Consider the following 19992-nt stretch of genomic DNA (forward strand, 5'->3'; position numbering starts at 1 on the left):
GTCGCGTCGCCCCCGAGCGGAAGACATTTGACCGATACGCCCGGACCGTTCGGGTGAATGGCATCACTGGACTCGACCCGTCGGTCCCGGCTGCGCGGGTTCGCCGAGGACTACGGGTTGATCGTCGTCGCCGGCTTCTTCTTTCTGCTGGCGGTCGCGGGCGCCGTCCTGTTCGTCTTCGGCGACGAGCAGTTCGCCCAGCGGATCATCGACACCTACGGCCTGCCCGCCCTGCTCCCCATCTTCGTCCTCGAAGGCGCGATGCTGCTGTACTTCGCTCCCAGCGAGGCGCTCGTGCCGGGCGCCATCGAGTTCCTCGCGACCGAGTCGGCCGGCTACGAGTGGGCGACGATCGCGCTCATCTTCGCCGTCGCGACCGTCGGCGCGACGCTGGGGCAGGTCGCGCTGTTCCAGCTCGCCAAGCGCGGCGGTCGCGAGTGGCTGCTGCAGAAGCCGTGGTTCCGGATCGACGAGTCCAAGCTCGACCGTTTCGACCGCTGGTTCGACCGGTGGGGCAAGTGGGCCGTGCCCGTCAGCAACGCCCTCCTGTTCACCCGCGGCATGCTGACCGTCCCCGCCGGCGTCGCCGAGATCGACACCCGCGAGTTCGCCGCCCTCTCCGCGGCCGGCACCGTCGTCTTCGAGGCCTGGCTCGCGCTCGCGTACCACTACGCCGTCTCGCTGGGTCTGCTGAACTTCTTCTGAATCGCCCTGTCACTGCGTGACGGGGCACCGCAACGTTTTCGCGGACCCGCCGAGAGTCGCCGGATATGTCAGCCCCCGCGTTCCTCCCTGGCGACGGCGTCTCGCTTCACCCGGTCGAGGAGAGCGACCACGAGTTCCTCCAGCGAAACCTGAATCGTCCCGAAGTCCGCGCCGGCTTCGGCGCAGCGACGCTGCTCGACGAGGACGGCGTGGCGGAGTACGTCGAAGGGCTCGCCGACGGGGACGATACGGAGATATTTCTCGTCCGTGCCGGCGGCGAGCGCGTCGGCGAGGCCTTCCTGTTCGAGCTGAACGAGCAACGGGGGACCGTCGAGATCGGCTACTGGATCGCCCCCGAACACCAGGGCAACGGCTACGCGACCGCCGCCGCCGAACTGGTCGTCGACTACTGTTTCACCGAGCGGCGCCTCCACAAGGTCAACGCGCGCGTCCTGACGTTCAACGACGGGTCTCGGTCGGTACTCGAAACCGTCGGCTTCGAACGAGAGGGGTGCCGACGGGACGACTTCTACGTCGACGGCGAATACGTCGACGCCGATCTCTACGGGATCGTCGAGAGCGAGTGGGACGGATTGGAGAACTAAACTCACTCCTCGCCGTCGGGGTCGGCGACCCGCTCGTCGACCCACTCGACGGCGCGCTCGACCGTCGCGGGGTCGGTCCCGGTGACCTTCACGCGGCCGGGCTTGCCCCGCCGGGCGGGGTAGCTGCCGACCGCCACGTCGAACCGCTCGCGCACGCCGTCGAGCACGTCCTTCAGCGCGCCCTCGGGCGTCGCGGTCTCGACCGACGCGGAGACGGCGTCGCCCCCGAACTCGCCGGCGACCGAGTCGAACATCACCCGCAGCTCCTCGGGGAACCCCGGGAAGACGTAGACGTTCTCGACGACGCAGCCGGGGTTGAAGCTCTCGGCCGTCTGGAGCGGCCGGGCGCCCTCGGGCAGCGCCGCCGTCTCGTCCACATCCAGGTCGAAGTCGTGGGTCTCGTAGTACTCGGGGTCTTCCTCGCGGAACTGCCTCGCTTTCTCGGCGATCCGGTCGCGCACCTCGGGCTGGACTGCCAGGTCCCGGTCGAACGCGTCGGCGACGGCCTCGATCGTCACGTCGTCGGGCGTGTCGCCCAGCCCGCCGGTGACGATGACGGCGTCGAAGGCCTCGGAGTAGTCGCCGACCCACCGCGCGATCAGCGCGCGGTCGTCCGGGATGGTGAGCATCCGCGCGACGGTCGCGCCGCGTTCGGTGAGCTGGCGAGCCAGCCAGGTCGCGTTCGTGTTCTCGGTGTCCCCGGCGAGCAGTTCGTCCCCGACCGTGACGAGCGCGACTTCCATGGACGTGTGCAAGGTGTAGAACGGGTAAACGCTACCGGGTCGGCGACGACGAGCCGTCCGTGTCGTGAGCGGGAACGAGAGGACGGCGGTCTCAGACCAGCTCCTCGACGTCGACGCCCCAGCGCTTGTCGTCGTACTCGCGGTGGCGGTCGCTGCCGAGTTCGCGCTCGATGCGCCGGCGCAGTTGCTCGTTGGCCTGGCGGTCGATGTGGGCGAGTTCGTCGGCCTTGGCGACCGCCAGCGGCGGCCCCTGTTCGCCGGCCACGTCGTGGAGCACCTGCAGGCGCAGGGCCTCCCGGGTGTCTTCGTCCTCCGTGAACGCGTAGGGCGCCTCGACGCGGTAACAGAGGTCGTCGCGGGGGTCGTACAGCACGAAGAAAGTGACCTCGTAGGCTTCGGGATCGAGGCGGCGCTCGATGCCGAGCGCGTCGCCGTCGGCGGCCATCACGCGGTCGGTGCCGACCCGCGAGCGGAACCAGCCCGTCGCCGTGAGCGCGTCGGTCCGCAGCTCCCCCCGGTCGTCGCGGCGGGCGAGCACCCGCTGGAAGAAGGCGTTGTCGTTGGCCCAGGGGGCGTTGGTCTTCTCGCGGACGACCCTCGTGATCGCCTTGGCGGTGCTGTTCTTGATGAATCCGACCAGCGGCACGTCCCGGTCGACGAAGGTCTCGACGAGGCGGACGTAGTTCTCGACCACGTCGCGCGGGCGCTCGTCTTCGAGGAGCAAGTCCGCGAGTTCCGTGTCCCGTTCGCCCCACTTCAGGAGGCCGGTCGGATAGAGCGGCCCGTCGAGGATCAGCAGGTCGTCGACGATTTCGGCCTGCTCGCGTGCGTGTTCGCTCTCGGCGAGGTACAGCGCGAGCGCGTGGACGACGTTCTGCTCGTAGCGGTCGACGCTGGGGGCGTGCAGCGCCCGCTCGCGGACGTAGCCCTCGTCCTGCATCGTCCAGTCCTCGTGACCGATGCGGTAGGCGTCGTCGTTGGAGTGGGCGGTCATCACGATGGTCCGGGCGCGGTGGAGGTCGAGATCCGAGGGCACGGCGGCCATCGCGGCCTGGGACACGTCGAGGACGAGCCCGTTCTTGAAGGTCGTGGGGTTGATCGTCCCCGAGTCCAGCCCGTGCTGGGTGGGGAACGGGGCGTCCCGGAGCGCGACGGCGTCGATCGGCACCTTCTCGCGGCGCTGCTCGCCCAGCGGTTCGAGGACGGGGCCGTCGTCGCGGAGCGGGTCGAGGAACTCCGCCCAGACGGTCTCGGCGGCGTCCTGGTGGTCGTCCTCGTCGACGCCCTCGCCGACGCGGCCGGCCAGGCGGGCGATGCCGTCGACGTGGACGGGGTCGAGTGTCATTCCGTGGTGGGGTCTTCGGCGAGCATCTTCTCGATGGCGTCGGCGATCTCCTCGTAGGACTGCATCTGGAGGCCGTCGGTGGTGATGAGCACGCCGCGGCGCTCGCCGGTCACTCGGAGGAGGTAGCCGTTGGTGAAGGCGCGGACGGTGAAGCGGTACTCGCCCAGCTCCGAGGACTGGTAGGCGTTGCGCGTGTCGCGGAAGCCGCGCCACTCGTGGCCGACGAAGGTGTCCAGGTCGGCGTCGCGTTCGAGGTCTTCCCGGAGGTACAGCTGCTCGAAATCGGAGCGCGTGAAGTAGGTCACCGACCGGAGGCTGTCGCCGGTCGCGGTCCGGGCCGTCGTCACGATCTGGTCGGCGAGGTCGTCCGATAGCAGTTGCGCGTCCATGCCCTAACGATGGGGGGGCCACTCACAATAACTTTCCGCGGAATCGGGGGATCCGACCGGCGTCAACGGGTCGCACGCTCTAGCGCCGCCCGACCGCCCGCGACCCACGTCCGGAACAGGTCCCGGTCGAGGGTCGGTTCGTCGGTCGCCGCGAGCGTCTCGGCGGTCCAGAAGCGCGCCGCCCCGGCGTCCGAGCCCGCCTCGATCTCGCCGCGCACGTCCGCGTAGTCGACCGCGAAGCGGATGCCGACGGTGTGCTGGGTCTCCGTGATCACGTACGTCGCGGTGTCGAACAGCACGAGGTCCTCGGGGTCGACGACCAGCGAGGTCTCCTCTTCGAGTTCGGCGGCGGCGTGTTCGTCGGGATCGTTCCCGACTTCGACCTTCCCGCCCGGCGAGATCCACTTCCCGTCCGGCCGCGTGACGAGCAACATCGCGTCGCCGTCGTGCGGCTTCGCCGCACTGCCCGGGGGACTCCCTCCCCCGCTGTCGAGCACCGCGACGCGCGCGCTCGGGACTGGGTTGTGGAAGACGTACTCCTCGCAGTCGCGACAGCGCTGGACCGTCGGCTCGTCCACGCCGACCAGCTCGCCCCCGCAGTGGGGACAGTAGTCCGGTGGCTCGTTGACCATGCTCCCTGAGCACACGCCACACGTGTAAAAAATTTCTACACAGAACGACCGTGAAGAAGGCGGTGCCGGTGGGCAGCGAGTCGGTCCGTGCGACCGTCAGATCGGTCGTGCGGACCGACACCGACTTGGGCGGCCCGGGCGGACTCGGAGATATGAAAGCCGCACTCGTGATCCTCGACGGCTGGGCGTTCAACCCCGACGAGGGCGTCCGCGACGCCGTCGCAGCCGCCGAGACGCCGAACTTCGACCGCTTCTGGTCGGCGGGCGGCCACGGCACGCTCGTCACCTCCGGCCGGCGCGTCGGCCTCCCCGAGGGCCAGATGGGCAACTCCGAGGTGGGCCACCTCAACATCGGCGCCGGCCGCGTCGTCACGCAGGAGTCCGCGCGCGTCACCGACGCCATCGCTCGCTGGCGCGGCGAGGAGCGTCCGGACCCGCAGGGCGACGGTGCCATCGACGACAACGAGGCGATCCGGTCGGCGTTCGACTACGCCGACGGCAACGACGGTCGCGTTCACTTCATGGGCCTCGTTTCCGACGGCGGCGTCCACTCCTACCAGTCCCATCTCCACGCGCTGATCGAACTCGCCGCCGACGAGGGATGCGAGGCGGTCACCCACGCCTTCACCGACGGCCGCGACACCTCCCCGACCGGCGGCGAGGCGTACCTCGCGGACCTCGAAGCCCACGCCGACGAACAGGGCACGGGCCACGTCGCGACGGTCTCGGGCCGCTACTACGCGATGGACCGCGACGAGAACTGGGACCGCACCGAACTCGCCTACGACGCCATCGTCGAGCGCCACGCCGGCCACACCGCGGAGTCGGCGGTCGACGCCGTCACCGAGTCCTACGACCGCGGCGACACCGACGAGTTCGTCGAGCCCACCGTGATCGAGGGACAGCCGGCGCTGGCAGACGGTGACTCGGTCGTCTTCTTCAACTTCCGCTCGGACCGCGCCCGGCAGCTGACCCGGATGCTCGCGGACGTCCGCTCGGACGCCTGGGGCGGCCGCACGGACCCGCCCGAGACCCGCGTCGTGACGATGACCCAGTACGACGAGACGTTCGACCTCCCGACGGCCTTCCCGCCGATCCGACCGGAAGACACCCTCGGCGAGGTGGTCTCGGAAACGGGCCACACCCAGCTCAGACTCGCCGAGACCGAGAAGTACGCCCACGTCACCTACTTCCTCAACGGCGGCCGCGAGGTGGAGTTCGACGGCGAGATCCGCGAGATCGTCCCCAGCCCCGACGTGCCCACCTACGACCAACAGCCCGAGATGAGCGCCGCCGAGGTGACCGACACGGCCATCGCGGCGATCGACGAGCGCGACCCCGACCTGCTGGTGTGCAACTACGCCAACCCGGACATGGTGGGCCACACCGGCGACTTCGACGCCGCCGTCGCCGCGGTCGAGGCCGTCGACGAGCAGTTGGGCCGGCTGGTGGAGGCGATCGGCCGAGCGGGCGGGCACGTCCTCGTCACCGCCGACCACGGCAACGCCGACGACATGGGCACCGAAGCGGAGCCCTACACCGCCCACACGACCAACCCGGTGCCGCTGATCTACCTCGATCCCGCCGGGACCGACGGTGGCCGGCAGATCCGTGCCGACGGCGCGCTCGAAGACATCGCGCCGACCCTGCTGGCGCTGATGGGGATCGAGAAGCCGTCCGTGATGACCGGCGAGAGTCTGCTGGAGTAGCCGAGAGCTTATCACTCATCCCGACCTGATTCGAGGTATGAGCACCGACACCGACGGGACGGGCGAGGAGGACCCGACCGCGCCGGTCGAGATAACCCTCTCGCTCGGCGAGAGCGGTGACCTGTGGGTCGCCCGCGACGAGGAGACCGGCGTCGCCTCTCAGGGGGAGACCCGCGAAGCTGCCCTCGACAACCTCGACGAGGCGGTCGCTCTCTATCACGGCGATATCGGTCGCGAACCGACGGACGAAGAGCTACGCGAGGTCGGTATCGACCCCGAGGCGAACACCTCGGGGGACCTCCCGGACGTGCTGCAGTAGCCCGAGGGATGGTCGCGCGCGATTTCTCCGGCGACGACGTGATCAAAGTGCTCGGGAACGTCGGGCGCTTCGAGTGGCAGCGGACGACCGGTGACCACGTCATCCTCACGTGGTCCCCACCGGAGGACCACGACACGGACCCGCGGACGGTGAGCGTGCCGCGCCACGACCGCATCGATACGGGAACGCTCCGACACATCGCCGAGCAAGCCGGCGCGGACGATTTCGACGCGTTCTGCGAGTGGATCGACCGCAACCGCTGAGAGCGGTCGGCGATCGAAACGCTACAGCTCGATCGGCTCGCCGTCCTCGATGGACTCGGTGACCGCCAGCGTCAGATCGAACGTCCGGCGGGCGTCGGCGTAGGGCGAGCGCAGGCCGGCGCCGTCGCCCGAGGCCACGGCGTCGACGAACGACTCGACCTCGGCGGCGTAGGGGTTGCGGTCGAACGCCTCGTCGATCTCCTCGCCGTCGACGACGCCGGAGACGGACTGCTCCGTGACTTCGATGGTCGCGCCGTCGGCGACGACCTCCAGCCCGTGTTTGTCGTCCTCGGCGGCGCAGGTGGTCGAGACGTGCGAGACCGCACCGTTCTCGTGGGTCATCGTCGCCGAGGTGGCGTCGGAGAAGTCCACCTCGTCGGCGAGGCGGTGGCTCCCGGCCGCCGACACCCGGTCCACGTCGCCGACGAGGTGGCGGACGGTGTCGTAGACGTGGGTCGCCTGCTCGACGACCTGGCCGCCAGACTGCTCGGCGTGGCGCCACCAGTGGTCCTCGCCGCCGGCGACGCCGCCCCACCAGTAGCCGTCGACGTAGCCAACGTCGCGACCGGACAGGATCTCCCGTGCGCGCTCGACGCCCGCGGAGTAGCGCCAGTCGTAGCCGACCTGCGCGAGCACGTCGTTGTCCTCGATCGCGGCCTCGATCTCACGCGCTTTCTCGGTCGAGAGCGCGAGCGGCTTCTCGACGAACAGGTCGTAGCCGCGTTCGGCGGCGGCGATCTCCTGGTCCTCGTGGGCGAACGGTGGGAGACAGACGAAGACGGCGTCGGGGTCGGTCTCGGCGTAGCACTCGTGGTGGTCGGTGAAGGCGGGCGCGTCGAACCGCTCGGCCGCCGACTCGGCGGTCTCCTCGTCCACGTCGCAGATCCCGACGATGCGGGCGTCGTCGATGGATTCGAGGTTGTCGAAGTGCTGCCACTGGGCGATGCCGCCGGCGCCGACGAAGGCGATGTCGACCGTCATTGACGGACCCGCGCGCCGACCGGGCAAAAAGGCGGCGTCGGCGGAGAGCCCGGCCGGATCGACGACCGGGGAGCGACGACCGCCGCTACTCCGGTTTCCAGTCGAGTTTGACGGTGAAGGCCTCGCGGCTGCCCCGCAGCAGCGAGGACATCTCGCGGACACCGACCTCCACGCCGATGTTCTCGGGCGGCGCGAGGTGGACGGTGCGGTTGTTCACGTTCACGTCGAAGGATCCGTCGCCGCGCAGGTCGGCGGCGATCGATTCGAGCTTGTCGGCGGCCTCGTCGCGGGTCATGTCGTACGCTTCGAGCTCTTTCGACATGCCCGTCCCTCGGGAATCGCGGCGGAAAAGTAACGGGCGTGAACCCGCGGTAACGGCGGCTTACGGGCCGACGATCTGGGTCTCGGCGGACCGGTTACTGTACGACCCGCTCGGGCTCGGTCAGGACCTCCCGGTCGACGCCCTCGAAGGCCTCGGCGAACTCAGGGCCGAACGCGGAGGCGGGCGTCTGGAAGCCGTCGCCGGCCACGCCCGCGAGCACGCGCCGCGCGGCCTCGACGGCCGTCGCCGCGGTCAGGTCGTAGGTGTCCGGCGTCCGCATCCGGGCGCGGGCGACGGTGCCGTCGTCGTCGGTCACCTCGCCGTAGATGTGCGTCTCGCTGCGGGCGCGTTCGTCGGCCGTCGGCCCCGAGACGACCCGACCGGCGACGGCCTCGGCCGCTCGTCGGACCGGACCCGCGGCGAGGGCGGGAACCAGCCACCGGGTCCGCTCCATCACGTCGGCGGCGCGGTCGGGGACGCCCGCGTACACCTCGATGTTCGAGATACCCGTCGAGTAGTAGGCCGCGGACACGTCGCCCCAGGGGACGGTGACGGCGGTCCGATCGCCGGTCGGGAACTCGAAGGTGCGGCGCTTGTAGGCCACCGGGACGGTCTCGACGCGGCCCGCCCGGCGGACGGCGCCGGGGCGGTCGAGCCCGCGGAGCATCGACTTCGCCGTCCCCGGCGAGAACGTCCGTAGCCCGTCGATAGCGATCGTGAGCTCCTCGGCGTCGGGGAGCAGGCCGTGGAGGATCGCGGCCAGGCAGTCGGTCGGGACGACGTCGAAGCCGACGCCCGGAACGAGCGCGACGCCGGCGTCGGTGGCCTCGGCGTCGCGGGCGGCCGTCGCTTCGAGCACGTCGACGTTGCCCGCGAGATCGAGGTAGTCGGTGCCGGTCCGGAGACACGCGTCGATCAGCGGCTCGGCGGTGTCCTCGAACGGCCCGGCGCAGTTGAGCACCGCGTCGACGTCGGCGACCCGTCGCTCGACGACGGTGGGGTGTTCGAGGCTGAACACCCGGTGGTCGCAGCCGCGCTCGGTCGCCGCCGCCTCGACGCGCTCTGCCGATCGTCCGGCGAGGATCGGGTCGAGGCCGTCGACGACGGCTCGTTCGGTAATCAGCGCCCCGGTGTAGCCGTACGCTCCGTAGACGAGCAGGTCCCCTTCCATGGGGCCCCGTTCGCGCTCGACGCGAAAAACGGGCGCGTCCGTTCACTCGCGGTCGCGGGTTCGCGTCGGTTCGACCGGTTCGCGCCGGTCTCCGCCCCGTCCGGCCCGGTCTCGTCTCCCGATCCGAACCGCGTTCAGCCGAGCCTTCGAGCCGGTAACCCCCGAATACGGCGGCGCCGGCCTCGGGCGATCGGGTAGCGAACGGATTACTATCCGCGCGGCGGTCCGAGGGGTCGACGGAGGATCACCATGTCAGTCACATCTGCGAAAGAGCTGTTCACGCACGAGCTGGAAGACATCTACTACGCCGAGCACGAGCTGCTCGACGTGCTCGACCAGCTCGCCGACCAGACCAGCGAGGAGGAGATCGCGCGAGCCTTCGAGGAGCACCGCGAGGAGACCGAGGGCCAGATCGACCGGCTGGAGCGGGTGTTCGAGATGCTCGGGCAGGAGCCCGAGGAGGAGGAGTGCGAGGGGATCCAGGGCCTGATCGAGGAACACGAGGAGCTGCTCGACATGGACCCCGACGCGGACGTGCTCGACGTTCACAACCTGACGGCGGCCCAGAAGACCGAACACTACGAGATCGCGGCCTACGGCAACCTCGCGCTGCTGGCCGACCGCCTCGGCATGGGCGAGGCCGGCGACGTCCTCCACGAGAACTTAGAAGAGGAGGAGGCCGCCCTGGAGAAACTGAAAGGTCTCACCAGCGAGTACGACTACGAGCCGATCGTCGCGGCCTGAAGCGGTCGGGTGCGACCGGGACGAATTCCCCGACCGCGCAGCGTCTGACGCCTGACCGACTGGGGTTTATGGGCTGTGAGACCCTCCCGTAGAACCGAGACGAGGATGATCCCGACCACGGAACACGGCGACGACGCAGATGTCGGCGAGGCGAGTGGGGAGCGGTCGATTCCCATCGAGATCAGCGTCGCGACCGACGGCGACGAGCGGCCGCCGGTCGACGACGAGACCCGCGTCGACGTGGAGGTCGACGGGCAGATGTACCCGACGGCGCGGCTGGCCGACGGCCGCTACGTCGCGTGGTGGTTCGAGACCGACGCGCCGGAGCTGTCCGACCCCGTGACCACCGAGTGGGTCGCCGCGCCGACCCGATTCCTCGCCGCGGGCACCCTCCACGAGCTGTGGCAGGACCCCGCGGCCTTCGACCAGCTGCCCGACGACGAGCTGTAGCGCGGGTGGCGTCGCGAGCGAACGGACGGCTCGGACGAACACTGACCGCGTCCCGACCCCCACCGCCCCTCCACAGCAGCGGGCTTTCCGCGGCCGCCACCCTCAATTATCTCCCGTCCGTTGTGCGGGTGGGTAACGATGCCCACGTATCTCACGGAAGTCGACGTACACGAGGCGGAGTACCAGAACCCGCAGGAACTCGTCTCGGTCTGGGGGGCGATCCGCGAGGACATCCGGGAACTCGGCGGCGAAGTCGTCGACACGCACGCCGTCCTCGGCGACTACGACTTCCTCGTCGTCTACGCCGTCGACGACCAGGAGCGGGCGTTCCAGGTGACCCAGGCCATCGAGCGCCACGGACTCGACACGGAGACCATGCAGGGGCTCCCGATCGACCGGATCGGCGAACTCGTCGAGGACGTGTGACGGTGCCGGCCGAGCCCGGTCCCGGCGGTTTCGGCGCCGGCCGCCTGGGCGTCTGGTGACCGGACTTACCGGGACTCCTCCGCGTTGAACACGTCCGATCCCGCCGGGTCGGCGGGTTCGGACTGGTAGCGACCGCTGGACTTGATGATCGACAGCGCGCTCATGATGTCCGTCCGGGTGATCAGCCCCGCGAACTCGTCGTCGTCCATGACGAGCAGGCGGCCGACGGCGTGGGAATCCAGCTCCTCCAGCGCGGTCATCACGTCGTCGTCGGGCGCGACGGTGTAGATCTCCGTCGACATGACCTCGCTGACGCGGTAGGCGTCGCGCTCGACCTCCCGCACCGCGCGGGCGTCCTCCAGGGTGACGAGCCCGACGATCTCGCCGTCGCGCTCGACGGGGTAGCCGGTGTGCCGTTCCCGGAACATCGTCTCGATCAGCTCGGCGACCGACCCGTCGTCGTCGACGGTCGTCACGCGCTCGGCCGGCGTCATCACGTCCTCGACGACGACGCCCTCGAAGGCCGCCCGCATCGTCGTCTGCTGGGCCTCGCTGGCCGCGCCGATGTAGATGAAGAAGGCGATGGCGACCAGGAACAGGCCGCCGCCGCCGAACAGGCCGAACAGGCCGAGGCCGATGGCGAACAGCTTGCCCACCTCGGCAGCGATCTCGGTGGCTCGGGCGTACGGGCGAGTGCGGTTGAGCAGCGCCCGGAGGACCCGGCCGCCGTCCATCGGGAAGCCGGGCAGCAGGTTGAACGCCGCGAGGACGACGTTCATCAGCGCGAGGTAACCGAAGACGAACCCCGCCGCGGCCAGCGCCAGCGAGTCCCCGGTCGGCACCGCGAGGAACGCGGCGTAGGAGACGACGCCGAGCGCGATGCTCACGACCGGGCCGGCGATGGCGATGGTGAACTCCTGGCGCCAGTCCTCGGGCATCTCGTCGAGTTGGGCGATGCCGCCGAAGATCCACAGCGTTATCGAGGAGATGGGGAAGCCGTAGCGCATCGCCACCAGCGAGTGACCCAGTTCGTGGAGGACGACGCCGACGAACAGCCCCAGCGCCGCGACCAGTCCGAGCCCCAGCGACAGCTCGGTCGAGGTCGTCAGCACCTCGACGGGGATCGCCGACCCGAACAGGTCGTTGACGATCTCGACGTACCGCCCGATCTGCGACCCGATCGCCCAGGCGAACAGCGGCAGGACGAGGAGGAAAGTGAGGTCCACGTCGATCGGGATACCGAAGGCGCTCCCGATACGGAATCGTCGCATACCTTCGAGTAGTCCCGGCACGCCCTTAAGCCCGCGTGTGGGTCGAATAGCAGCGAGGACCGCCCCCTGCGAGGGGTATAAGCCCGAAGCGAGCGACACTCGGATCATGTACACGAGTTTCGGGCCCGACGCCGTCGGCGTCGATTGCCAGTTCCCCGAGGCGGCCGCCCTCGCCGCCGAAACCGGCTTCGACGCGGTCCAGATCGACCTCGGATACCTCCGCGAGCACGGCCCCGACGACTACCGCGCCGTGCTCGACGACCACGACCTCCGTGCGGGGAGCGCGACCCTCCCCGTGGACGTGACCGGCGACGCCGAGACCTACGGGAGCGACCTCGACGCGCTCGACGGGGTAGCCGAGGCCGCAGCTACCGTCGGTTGCACCCGGATATCGACGTATCTCATGTCGTTCAGCGACGAGCGACCGTTCGAGGAGAACTTCGCCTTTCACCGCGACCGGCTCGAACCGGTCGCCGAAATCCTGGCCGACCACGGCATCGACCTGGGGCTGGAGTTCCTCGGTCCCGAGACGCTGCGCGAGGGTCACGAGCACGAGTTCATCTCGACCGCGGAGGGCATGCTCGATCTTTGCGACGCGGTCGGCGACAACGCGGGCCTGCTGCTCGACAGCTGGCACTGGCACACCGCCGGCGGTGCCGTCGACGCGCTCGAATCGCTCGACGCCGACGACATCGTCGACGTACACGTCAACGACGCGCCGGAGGGACTCGGAGTCGACGAGTACGTCGACACCGAGCGCGCGCTGCCCGGCGCGACGGGCGTGATCGATATCGAGCGGTTCCTCTCGCATCTGGACGCCGTCGGCTACGACGGCCCCGTGATCGCCGAACCGTTCTCGGACGAGCTGGAAGCGATGGCCGACGCCGATGCCGCCCGCGAGACGGCCGCGTCGCTCGAACTGGTCTTCGACCGGGCCGGCGTCTGAGTCGGGGCGGTCGCCCGGACGTGCCCACGGTGGCGGGACCACAGTCATCATCCCCCGTCCCGTAGCCGCCGACATGAGCGACACAGACGCGACCGACGACGAGCCGGACGCGACGGACGACCACGCGACGGCCGACCCGGCGACGCCGCTCGTCCGCCGCGCGACAGACATCGAGTACGAACCCGTCGACGCCGCCGAGGGGCTGTCGAAGGCGGTGCTGATCGGCGAAGACCACGGCGCCGAGAACCTCGCGATCCGGCGGTTCACGCTCGCTCCCGGCGCCGAGGTGCCGAAACACACCAACGAGATCGAACACGAGCAGTACGTCCTGGCGGGCGAGTACGTGGTCGGCATCGACAGCGAGGCGTCGGAGACGCCTCGGGTAAACGGCGAAGCCGTCGACGGCGAGGAGTTCACGGTGCAGGGCGGCGACGCGCTGCACATCCCCGCCGGCGCCGTCCACTGGTACCGCAACGAGCGCGACCTGGAAGGAGCCTTCCTCTGTGCCGTCCCGACCGGCGACGACGCGATCGAACTCGTCGACGAGGAGTGAGACCGAGCGGGCGACCCGGCCGCCGCGGCGGGACCGGCGGTGGAGCGGCGACGACGACGCGCCGCCCGAGCCTTTTTTGACCGCGGTGGACCACCGTCCGGCAATGACCGACCACGAGTCGCTCGTCAGGCGCTCGCTCGCCGGGACCGACGCGTTCGACGAGCGGGTCCGCGCCCAGGCCGACCACCTCGCGACGGCGCTCGCCGACGGCGCCTTCGACAACGCGGCCGCCACGCTCGGCCTCGAACTGGAAGTGTACGCGCTCGCCGGCGACGGAGCGGACCGCTCGCTCGCACCGATTCCCGACGACGTGTACGACGGGCCGGCCGACAAGGAACTGGGGCTGCACAACGCCGAACTCAACGCCGCGCCGAGCGAGTTCGACGACGACGGCGTCGCCGCGCAGGCCGAGGAAATCGAAGCCGACCTGGCCGCCACGCGGGAGCGGGCGCGCGAACACGGGCTGGAGATCGTCCTCGACGCGATGCCCGCCGTCGCGCCCGCCGGCGGTACCCACGCCTACCTCGACGACGTGGAGGTGCGCGGGGCGGACGGCGGAGGAGCGACGGACGCCAACACCGACCGCCCGGTCGTCGTCCCCGGCGGCGACCCCGACGACCCCGTCCTCGTCGCTCGGAACATGCGCAAAGACCCCCGTTACGGCGCGCTCGACAACGTCGCCGTCCGGCGGGCGGGCGGCGAGATCGACTTCGCCGTGCCGGGCGCCGAGACGGGGTATCGCACCATCCTCTTCGAGTCGCTGGCGACCTCGATCCAGCCCCACGTCCAGGTGCCCGACCCGACGGAGTTCCCGCGCTACCACAACCTCGCGACCCGCACCCTCGGCCCGCTCGTCGCGCTGTCGGCCAACTCCCCGTTCCTGCCGGGCGACTGCTACGGCGACGTTGCCGACCCCGAAGGGCTCGTCGAGGAGACCCACCACGAGCTTCGGATCGCCGCCTTCGAGCAGTCGATGAACCAGGCCTGTCGAAAGGTCCGGGTGCCCGACGACCTCGGCGACCCCGCCGACGCCGTCGAGCACGTCGTCGCAGACGACAGCTTCGCGCCGTTTCTCAGGGAGTGGATCGAGGGCGAGGACGACGTGGAAGAGGAGGGCCAGAAGGGCGGCGACCCCACGAGTCAAGCCTGGGAGTTCGACTACAAACGCGGCACCTTCTGGCGGTGGGTGCGCGGCGTGGCCGGCGGTGACGCGGTCGACGGCGCCTGCGACGAGCGCTCGCTCCGAATCGAGTATCGCCCGCTGCCCACCCAGCCGACCGTCCGCGACATCGTCGGCCTGCAGGTCCTGACCGCGGGCCTCCTCCGCGGGCTCGTCGCCGCCGACCACCCGCTCGCCGAACTCGCCTGGGACGAGGCCGAGCGGAGTTTCTACGCCGCCGTCGAGGACGGCCTCGACGCCGACTTGGCGTGGGTGACCGCCGACGGCGAGCGGACCGACGACTCTCAGGAAGTTTTCGCCGAGGTGTTCGAGTTCGCCCGCCGCGGACTGGCCGAGCAGGGGATCGACGAGGCGACTCAGAATCGGTATCTCGACCCCATCGAAGCCCGCTGGGCGGCCGGCATCACCCCCAGCGCCTGGAAGAAAAGCCGCGTCCGCGAGCACCTGAACGACGGCGCGGACTTGGAGACCGCGCTCGCGCGGATGCAGGGCGAGTACGTCGAGTTGAGCCGCGAGCACGCGAACTTCGCCGAGTGGGTCTGAGGGGCGGGCCGCGCCGAGTCCGTGCGGATCGCTCGTCGGATAGTTCCCCTACTTGACATCCTCCTCCGCCTGAAGGCGGAGGAATCCCGAGCGTTGGGATATTAGGGTTTGCAGTCTCCCTGTTCTCTCGGTGTGAACCGTCCGCTCTCGCGGTTGAACAGGAAAACTCCGGGCTGTGCCAACCAGCCGTTACTCATATCCCCTGTTGGGGGACTCTGAGTTATCTTTCTCCGGATATTTACTGCACCATTCACGTCCGCGTTCATCGTCGTTTCACAAGACTCGCAGACGTACAGACCACGCTCCACGCGGTTCGCCTCTCGAATCTGCCCACAACACGAACACGTCTTCGACGTGTTCTCCTCGTCTACGCGGTCAACGAGGATGCCGTGTTCCTCGGCCTTGTATTCGAGGAGACGGGTGAATCGGTCGAACTCCCAGCCGTGGAGTTTCTTGTTCCCCGACGCACCCCAGCTCCGCGACTCGCCGTTCTCATCCTCGCGGATGTCGCTGAGGTCGCCAACCGCTATCTCCGCTATACCCTCTTCGACGCACTGTTGGACGATGTGCTTGCTGAGGGTGTGGAGGAAGTGATCTTTGCGTCGGGACAGTTTCCGCCGAGCCTTCGACGCCCGCTTCGATGGCCCGCTCTCGCCTTCGGTCTGGTACTCCTCGCGGGTGAAGTAGTGCTTGTCCTCTTTCAGCACATTCCCAGGATACAACTCCGAAGGGCCATCTTCGTAGTCGATGGCGAGATAGTTGCTAATGCCGAGGTCGATACCCGCCGTCTTGTCGCCGGGTACGTCCTCAACGGGGATTTCTTTCTTACAGACGAGGTGGAGTTCCCACTCGTCGCCGTTCCAGACGGCTCGTACCTGTTGAATGTTCTCCACCTGTACGTCAGGACGGGTTTCGTACTCTGCGAGGATGAAGTCCGACCGTCCGTCTTTCAGATTCCAACCTTTCGAGAGGCGGAGTTTGTTGTGCTTGGCGTCGTGTTTAATGCCTTTCTGTTTCCACGTCACGGTGGAGCGTGGGTGTCGGTCACCACGTTTCCGGTAGCCCGGTGGGTTGTTGCCGTCGTCGGAGTTGTACCAGCCGGTGAACGCTTCAGCAAGTTCTTCGAGAACTCGCTGACTTGACTGAGAATGCAGGTCACTGTAGCGTTCGTGGTCTTTCAACTCCGATTTCAGTTCGGCTTCGTCGGGTATCTCACCGTCCTCATCCCACCGTTCTTGGATGTAGTAGCGTCCGACGTTCCACAGCTTAGATGCGGAGTGCCCGCACTGGTCGAGGTCGTCACGAACCTGCCTGTGGTTCGTGATTTTGGCGACGTAGGTGCGGGTTGTCTCCAGCATCGTACTGTGTTCATAACTAGTTATGAGTCAAACTGTATTAAATTCTGTGTTTGGCGTGGAATATCCAGTTCTGTCGGTATCGGCGGAAGGCGTCATTGAGTGACGGCGCGTATCCACGGCCTGAAGGCCGTGGTATTGCGCCTGCTCCGCGTATAACCGTACCGCCGCCGTGCGTCGTGACGACACGGACACACTGCCGAGTCGACTTCTTTCCTCGCCCGCGAGTCGACTCGAATATGTCGACAGCCACCGAGGCTACGACGGAGGAACCGTACGCCAACGACTCCTGGCAGGCCGGCGTCGTCGGTGGAATACTCGGCGCGCTCGTGATGGGCGCCCTGGTCGTTGCGATGAACGAACCCACGATCGCGGTGGCGATCCCCTCGCTGTACGCGCTGGCGCCGCCGCCCAACGCCGCCGCGGGGCTGTTCGTCCACGCCTCCCACGGTGCCGTGCTGGGCGTGGTCTTCGCCGCCATCGTCGGCGCGCTCGACCTCGATTCGGTCGGCGAGCAGGTCGGCGCGGGCGTCGCCTGGGGGGTCGTCACGTGGGCGGTCCTCGCGGCGCTCGTGATGCCGCTGTGGCTCGACGCGGTGGGGTCGCCGGCGTCGCCGCCGTTCCCGAACTTCGCTGCCCCCTCGTTGCTGTGGCACGCCGTCTACGGGCTGGTGCTCGGCGGCGTCTACGCCGCGACGGCTGACCGGCTGTAGCTCGATACTGCCTGACCGAGGTGCTCACACCTCTCCCAGCACCGCCGGGAGCAACTCGGCCGCGTCGAAGCGGACGGGATCGGTCGCGGGGGCGTCGATGGCGTCGGCGTACGCCTCGACGGCTTCGCCGGCCGCGTCGTCGTCGAGGCGCTGGGTGTTGAGCGACCCGGCGACCACCTCGGCGGGCGCGACGGGCTCGGCCAGCGACTCGTACAGCGCCGCGTACTCGCCGGGTGGCGAAATGGGGACGTGCTCGTAGCCGTGGACGGCGTCGCGGCCGGCGGCGTGACAGAGCACCAGTCGATCCGGCATCGCGCCGTGCAGAATGGCCGTCGTCACGCCGGAGTAGGCCGGATGGGCGACGGCTCCCTGGCCCTCGACGAACAGCACGTCGTACTCGGCGGCGTGTTCCTCGACCATCCGCTCGACCGCGCCGGCGGCGAAGTCGGCGACGACCCGATCCACGGCGATCCCGTCGCCCTCGATGGCGATCCCGGTCTGGCCGGTCGGGACGACGCCGGCGTCGACGCCACGCTCGCAGGCCGCTTCGGCGAGTTCGAAGGTGGTCGTCATCTTCCCCGACGAGCAGTCGGTGCCGACTGTGAGAACTACCTCGGCGTCGACCTCGCCCGCACGGCCGTCGCTGACGGCCAGATCGTCGGGCGGTCGGCGCAGGTCGCGGATCTCGGCGCCGTGTTCGTCGGCGAGGCGGGCGAACTCGTCGTCGTCGCCGAGGAAGGAGTGCAGGCCGGCGACCACGTCGGCGCCGCGTTCGAGCGCCCCGCGCACGTCTGGTCGCCACGTCTCGTCGAAGCCGCCGCCGATGGGTGCGATCCCGACCACCAGTGCGTCGATCGGCTCCTCGACCGCGTCGAGACCGTCGACGATGGGGGCGTCGGCCACGTTCGAGACGTGGTCGCGGACGCGCTCGCCGGCGCGGGTCCGGTCGAGGACGGCGACCACCTCGTCGTCGCCGTACCGCAAGATTCCGACGGCGGTCTTCGCCCGGTCGGGGAACCCCTCGTGGGCCAGGATCGCGACGCGCATGGACGAGTGTTCGGTTTCGCCCGGTTTAATCGCATGGGAGTTCGAGAAACCGAGTCGACCAACCGAACAGCGACCAGCCGTACCGCAGGCTCGATCGTGACCGCGAACGGCGTGAAAGCCCCGAGTACAGACGGGACGACAGCGACCGCGAACAGCGTGAAAGCCCCGGCTCTGTCGACTCGGACGCCTCGCTGCGCGCTTCGCTCACTACGTTCGCTGCAGTGCTTGCGTCGTCGGCCTTCGTCGACAGAGCCGCCCCTTTCATTCCCGCCCACACAGACTGGTCGGTCAGCAGATGTGGGTGGGAATGAAAGGGGCCGTCCGCTTCGGGAAGACGGGTGACGCAAGCACCGCAGCCGAGCGAAGCGAGGTGAGGAGCGCAGCGAACCCCTCGACCGAAGCGGACGGGGGCTTTCACGCTGTTTGCACTACGATCTGACCGGCGGTGCGGTCCGTTGCTGCCGCTCTCGAGACTATCACGCCGCTTGCAGTCGCTGCCGTCCGGTTCACCCTCACGACAGTTCGAACTACAGCGCTCGCAACTGGACCTGCCAGAACTCGCGGAACGCCGACTCCAGCGCGGGCTCGGGGTCGCCGCTCGCACTGACCGACGAGACGGTGTCGGCCAGGTCCTCGAACTCGTCCAGTACCGTCCGCTCGCCGACGACGTACAGCCGGTCGGTGTCGGCGTCCTCGATGGCCACCTGACACCGCTCGACGTGGTTCTCGATCTGCTCGTCGCGCAGGCGCTCGAAGCGGGCCTGCGAGTAGCCGCCCTTGGAGTGTTGGCTCTTCAGCTCGGAGTCGAACCCCTGGAACGCCACGCGCTCGCGCCCGTCGTACTCCCCCATGGCGAACAGATCCGAGCGGACGAGCGCGAACGTAAAGGATCCCGTAGGCTCGAACCACGACCGGTCGAACTCGAAGGCGTCGCTCCACGTCGCGAACGATTCGGGCGGGTTCGGCACCGAGAGGCAGGCGTCGACGAGCGCGGCGTCGTCGGTGACGGCGAGACAGGGGGCGGCGCGGCCCACCAGCGCCGCGCGGTCGCCGAACGCCTCGCGGACGGGCTCGGAGAGGTCGTGTCCGTCGGGGACGTAGGCGGTGAACGCGCCCTCGGGGTCGGTCTCGACGGATTCCAGGCGGTCGAGGACCGCGCGGAAGCGGCCGTCGCGCAGCGTCTCCTCGGCGGCGAACGCTCGGTCGGCGCCGGCCTGCCCGTCCCGCAGGCGCTCGACTTCCCCCTCCAGCTCGGCGATGCGGTCTTCGAGGCGGTTGACCCGCTCTTCGGCCTCCTGTCGGTCGCTGGCGGCGTCGGCCCGCCGGCGCTGCTCGGCTTCGAGCTGTTGCTCGCGGCTGTCGAGTTCGTCCTCCAGTTCCGCGATGCGGTCTTTGAGTTCGGCGCGGCCGAGCACCCGGTCTAACATCACCGGATGGGGACGCCGCGGGCGGTTAAAACTACAGGGTGCCGGCGCGAGCGACCGCGCCGCTCGCACGCTCGCGACGGCCGCGCCCCCGGTGGTCGCGCCTCGCTCCGCTCGACGGGGGGCGCCGGTTCGGCGGCTCGGTCGGCGGTCCCG

Annotated in this window: 23 protein-coding genes; 12 read left to right on the top strand and 11 right to left on the bottom strand. The window is 69.2% G+C overall.

What is annotated here, in order from left to right; genetic code table 11:
- The first annotated feature begins 57 nt into the window (after positions 1 to 57).
- Positions 58 to 705 (top strand): DedA family protein, encoded by a 648-nt coding sequence (locus tag HZS55_RS03780; protein WP_179910414.1) that lies wholly within the window; start codon positions 58 to 60, stop codon positions 703 to 705.
- A 65-nt stretch (positions 706 to 770) separates the two neighbouring features.
- The gene (locus HZS55_RS03785; protein ID WP_179910415.1) at positions 771 to 1310 is read left to right on the top strand and encodes a GNAT family N-acetyltransferase; all 540 of its coding nucleotides are present in this window, start codon (positions 771 to 773) and stop codon (positions 1308 to 1310) included.
- Positions 1311 to 1312: 2 nt separating this feature from the next.
- On the opposite strand, the gene HZS55_RS03790 is transcribed toward HZS55_RS03785, so the two are convergent.
- The 4 genes from HZS55_RS03790 to HZS55_RS03805 all read right to left on the bottom strand — a co-directional run bounded on the left by HZS55_RS03790 (position 1313) and on the right by HZS55_RS03805 (position 4419).
- The gene (locus tag HZS55_RS03790) at positions 1313 to 2053 is read right to left on the bottom strand and encodes a competence/damage-inducible protein A (protein WP_179910416.1); all 741 of its coding nucleotides are present in this window, start codon (positions 2051 to 2053) and stop codon (positions 1313 to 1315) included.
- Between the two features lie 91 nt (positions 2054 to 2144).
- Entirely contained in the window at positions 2145 to 3398 is a 1254-nt protein-coding gene (locus tag HZS55_RS03795; protein WP_179910417.1) for a DNA double-strand break repair nuclease NurA, read from the bottom strand.
- Positions 3395 to 3787 carry a DUF7522 family protein gene (locus HZS55_RS03800; RefSeq protein WP_179910418.1) on the bottom strand — a complete coding sequence of 131 codons (393 nt, stop codon included), beginning with the start codon at positions 3785 to 3787 and terminating at the stop codon, positions 3395 to 3397. The genes HZS55_RS03795 and HZS55_RS03800 overlap by 4 nt, the downstream gene beginning before the upstream one ends.
- Before the next feature lie 62 nt (positions 3788 to 3849).
- Positions 3850 to 4419: an NUDIX domain-containing protein gene (locus tag HZS55_RS03805; RefSeq protein ID WP_179910419.1), complete on the bottom strand. Its 570-nt coding sequence runs from the start codon at positions 4417 to 4419 to the stop codon at positions 3850 to 3852.
- A 152-nt stretch (positions 4420 to 4571) separates the two neighbouring features.
- Between HZS55_RS03805 and gpmI the strand changes: the two genes are divergently transcribed.
- From gpmI to HZS55_RS03820, 3 genes are read left to right on the top strand one after another with little or no spacing between them, the layout of a single operon-like run.
- Positions 4572 to 6128, top strand: a complete 1557-nt coding sequence (gene gpmI, locus HZS55_RS03810; protein WP_179910420.1) for a 2,3-bisphosphoglycerate-independent phosphoglycerate mutase — start codon at positions 4572 to 4574, stop codon at positions 6126 to 6128.
- A gap of 37 nt (positions 6129 to 6165) precedes the next feature.
- The gene (locus tag HZS55_RS03815) at positions 6166 to 6447 is read left to right on the top strand and encodes a type II toxin-antitoxin system HicB family antitoxin (RefSeq protein WP_179910421.1); all 282 of its coding nucleotides are present in this window, start codon (positions 6166 to 6168) and stop codon (positions 6445 to 6447) included.
- Positions 6448 to 6455: 8 nt separating this feature from the next.
- Positions 6456 to 6710 (top strand): type II toxin-antitoxin system HicA family toxin, encoded by a 255-nt coding sequence (locus tag HZS55_RS03820; RefSeq protein ID WP_179910422.1) that lies wholly within the window; start codon positions 6456 to 6458, stop codon positions 6708 to 6710.
- Positions 6711 to 6731: 21 nt separating this feature from the next.
- Here HZS55_RS03820 and HZS55_RS03825 read toward each other — a convergent pair whose 3' ends face one another.
- The 3 genes from HZS55_RS03825 to HZS55_RS03835 all read right to left on the bottom strand — a co-directional run bounded on the left by HZS55_RS03825 (position 6732) and on the right by HZS55_RS03835 (position 9184).
- Positions 6732 to 7691, bottom strand: a complete 960-nt coding sequence (locus HZS55_RS03825; RefSeq protein ID WP_179910423.1) for a Gfo/Idh/MocA family protein — start codon at positions 7689 to 7691, stop codon at positions 6732 to 6734.
- 85 nt (positions 7692 to 7776) lie between these two features.
- On the bottom strand, positions 7777 to 8013 hold the full coding sequence (locus HZS55_RS03830) for an amphi-Trp domain-containing protein (protein WP_179910424.1): 237 nt from the start codon (positions 8011 to 8013) through the stop codon (positions 7777 to 7779).
- Between the two features lie 94 nt (positions 8014 to 8107).
- On the bottom strand, positions 8108 to 9184 hold the full coding sequence (locus tag HZS55_RS03835) for a saccharopine dehydrogenase family protein (RefSeq protein ID WP_179910425.1): 1077 nt from the start codon (positions 9182 to 9184) through the stop codon (positions 8108 to 8110).
- A gap of 249 nt (positions 9185 to 9433) precedes the next feature.
- On the opposite strand from HZS55_RS03835, the gene HZS55_RS03840 reads away from it, so the two are divergent.
- The 3 genes from HZS55_RS03840 (at position 9434) to HZS55_RS03850 (ending at position 10804) form a co-directional block, all read left to right on the top strand.
- Complete coding sequence (locus HZS55_RS03840; RefSeq protein WP_179910426.1) at positions 9434 to 9928, top strand: YciE/YciF ferroxidase family protein; 495 nt, start codon at positions 9434 to 9436, stop codon at positions 9926 to 9928.
- 105 nt (positions 9929 to 10033) lie between these two features.
- Complete coding sequence (locus HZS55_RS03845) at positions 10034 to 10378, top strand: hypothetical protein (protein ID WP_179910427.1); 345 nt, start codon at positions 10034 to 10036, stop codon at positions 10376 to 10378.
- A 138-nt stretch (positions 10379 to 10516) separates the two neighbouring features.
- Positions 10517 to 10804, top strand: a complete 288-nt coding sequence (locus tag HZS55_RS03850; protein WP_179910428.1) for a GYD domain-containing protein — start codon at positions 10517 to 10519, stop codon at positions 10802 to 10804.
- A 65-nt stretch (positions 10805 to 10869) separates the two neighbouring features.
- Here HZS55_RS03850 and HZS55_RS03855 read toward each other — a convergent pair whose 3' ends face one another.
- Positions 10870 to 12075 carry a site-2 protease family protein gene (locus tag HZS55_RS03855; protein ID WP_179910429.1) on the bottom strand — a complete coding sequence of 402 codons (1206 nt, stop codon included), beginning with the start codon at positions 12073 to 12075 and terminating at the stop codon, positions 10870 to 10872.
- Positions 12076 to 12181: 106 nt separating this feature from the next.
- On the opposite strand from HZS55_RS03855, the gene HZS55_RS03860 reads away from it, so the two are divergent.
- The 3 genes from HZS55_RS03860 to HZS55_RS03870 all read left to right on the top strand — a co-directional run bounded on the left by HZS55_RS03860 (position 12182) and on the right by HZS55_RS03870 (position 15297).
- Positions 12182 to 13021: a sugar phosphate isomerase/epimerase family protein gene (locus HZS55_RS03860; RefSeq protein WP_179910430.1), complete on the top strand. Its 840-nt coding sequence runs from the start codon at positions 12182 to 12184 to the stop codon at positions 13019 to 13021.
- Between the two features lie 73 nt (positions 13022 to 13094).
- Positions 13095 to 13574: a cupin domain-containing protein gene (locus HZS55_RS03865; protein WP_179910431.1), complete on the top strand. Its 480-nt coding sequence runs from the start codon at positions 13095 to 13097 to the stop codon at positions 13572 to 13574.
- 103 nt (positions 13575 to 13677) lie between these two features.
- Complete coding sequence (locus tag HZS55_RS03870; protein ID WP_179910432.1) at positions 13678 to 15297, top strand: hypothetical protein; 1620 nt, start codon at positions 13678 to 13680, stop codon at positions 15295 to 15297.
- Between the two features lie 101 nt (positions 15298 to 15398).
- Here HZS55_RS03870 and HZS55_RS03875 read toward each other — a convergent pair whose 3' ends face one another.
- Positions 15399 to 16655, bottom strand: coding sequence for an RNA-guided endonuclease InsQ/TnpB family protein (locus HZS55_RS03875; RefSeq protein WP_179910433.1), 1257 nt, complete (start codon positions 16653 to 16655; stop codon positions 15399 to 15401).
- 236 nt (positions 16656 to 16891) lie between these two features.
- On the opposite strand from HZS55_RS03875, the gene HZS55_RS03880 reads away from it, so the two are divergent.
- Positions 16892 to 17365 carry a DUF6789 family protein gene (locus HZS55_RS03880; RefSeq protein WP_179910434.1) on the top strand — a complete coding sequence of 158 codons (474 nt, stop codon included), beginning with the start codon at positions 16892 to 16894 and terminating at the stop codon, positions 17363 to 17365.
- Between the two features lie 24 nt (positions 17366 to 17389).
- Here the strand turns inward: HZS55_RS03880 and HZS55_RS03885 are convergent, their stop codons facing one another.
- Together HZS55_RS03885 and HZS55_RS03890 are read right to left on the bottom strand one after the other, a co-directional pair.
- Complete coding sequence (locus tag HZS55_RS03885) at positions 17390 to 18412, bottom strand: DUF1611 domain-containing protein (RefSeq protein WP_179910435.1); 1023 nt, start codon at positions 18410 to 18412, stop codon at positions 17390 to 17392.
- 527 nt (positions 18413 to 18939) lie between these two features.
- Positions 18940 to 19839 (bottom strand): Vms1/Ankzf1 family peptidyl-tRNA hydrolase, encoded by a 900-nt coding sequence (locus HZS55_RS03890; protein WP_179910436.1) that lies wholly within the window; start codon positions 19837 to 19839, stop codon positions 18940 to 18942.
- Positions 19840 to 19992 lie beyond the last annotated feature (153 nt).

This window comes from Halosimplex rubrum, from assembly GCF_013415885.1.
Classification (GTDB): Archaea; Halobacteriota; Halobacteria; order Halobacteriales; family Haloarculaceae; genus Halosimplex; species Halosimplex rubrum.

Bases quoted from the DNA above. Each gene is read 5' to 3' on its own strand.
- HZS55_RS03780 (WP_179910414.1), top strand. From the start codon at position 58: ATGGCATCACTGGACTCGACCCGTCGGTCCCGGCTGCGCGGGTTCGCC.
- HZS55_RS03785 (WP_179910415.1), top strand. From the start codon at position 771: ATGTCAGCCCCCGCGTTCCTCCCTGGCGACGGCGTCTCGCTTCACCCG.
- HZS55_RS03790 (WP_179910416.1), bottom strand. From the start codon at position 2,053: ATGGAAGTCGCGCTCGTCACGGTCGGGGACGAACTGCTCGCCGGGGAC.
- HZS55_RS03795 (WP_179910417.1), bottom strand. From the start codon at position 3,398: ATGACACTCGACCCCGTCCACGTCGACGGCATCGCCCGCCTGGCCGGC.
- HZS55_RS03800 (WP_179910418.1), bottom strand. From the start codon at position 3,787: ATGGACGCGCAACTGCTATCGGACGACCTCGCCGACCAGATCGTGACG.
- HZS55_RS03805 (WP_179910419.1), bottom strand. From the start codon at position 4,419: ATGGTCAACGAGCCACCGGACTACTGTCCCCACTGCGGGGGCGAGCTG.
- gpmI (WP_179910420.1), top strand. From the start codon at position 4,572: ATGAAAGCCGCACTCGTGATCCTCGACGGCTGGGCGTTCAACCCCGAC.
- HZS55_RS03815 (WP_179910421.1), top strand. From the start codon at position 6,166: ATGAGCACCGACACCGACGGGACGGGCGAGGAGGACCCGACCGCGCCG.
- HZS55_RS03820 (WP_179910422.1), top strand. From the start codon at position 6,456: ATGGTCGCGCGCGATTTCTCCGGCGACGACGTGATCAAAGTGCTCGGG.
- HZS55_RS03825 (WP_179910423.1), bottom strand. From the start codon at position 7,691: ATGACGGTCGACATCGCCTTCGTCGGCGCCGGCGGCATCGCCCAGTGG.
- HZS55_RS03830 (WP_179910424.1), bottom strand. From the start codon at position 8,013: ATGTCGAAAGAGCTCGAAGCGTACGACATGACCCGCGACGAGGCCGCC.
- HZS55_RS03835 (WP_179910425.1), bottom strand. From the start codon at position 9,184: ATGGAAGGGGACCTGCTCGTCTACGGAGCGTACGGCTACACCGGGGCG.
- HZS55_RS03840 (WP_179910426.1), top strand. From the start codon at position 9,434: ATGTCAGTCACATCTGCGAAAGAGCTGTTCACGCACGAGCTGGAAGAC.
- HZS55_RS03845 (WP_179910427.1), top strand. From the start codon at position 10,034: ATGATCCCGACCACGGAACACGGCGACGACGCAGATGTCGGCGAGGCG.
- HZS55_RS03850 (WP_179910428.1), top strand. From the start codon at position 10,517: ATGCCCACGTATCTCACGGAAGTCGACGTACACGAGGCGGAGTACCAG.
- HZS55_RS03855 (WP_179910429.1), bottom strand. From the start codon at position 12,075: ATGCGACGATTCCGTATCGGGAGCGCCTTCGGTATCCCGATCGACGTG.
- HZS55_RS03860 (WP_179910430.1), top strand. From the start codon at position 12,182: ATGTACACGAGTTTCGGGCCCGACGCCGTCGGCGTCGATTGCCAGTTC.
- HZS55_RS03865 (WP_179910431.1), top strand. From the start codon at position 13,095: ATGAGCGACACAGACGCGACCGACGACGAGCCGGACGCGACGGACGAC.
- HZS55_RS03870 (WP_179910432.1), top strand. From the start codon at position 13,678: ATGACCGACCACGAGTCGCTCGTCAGGCGCTCGCTCGCCGGGACCGAC.
- HZS55_RS03875 (WP_179910433.1), bottom strand. From the start codon at position 16,655: ATGCTGGAGACAACCCGCACCTACGTCGCCAAAATCACGAACCACAGG.
- HZS55_RS03880 (WP_179910434.1), top strand. From the start codon at position 16,892: ATGTCGACAGCCACCGAGGCTACGACGGAGGAACCGTACGCCAACGAC.
- HZS55_RS03885 (WP_179910435.1), bottom strand. From the start codon at position 18,412: ATGCGCGTCGCGATCCTGGCCCACGAGGGGTTCCCCGACCGGGCGAAG.
- HZS55_RS03890 (WP_179910436.1), bottom strand. From the start codon at position 19,839: ATGTTAGACCGGGTGCTCGGCCGCGCCGAACTCAAAGACCGCATCGCG.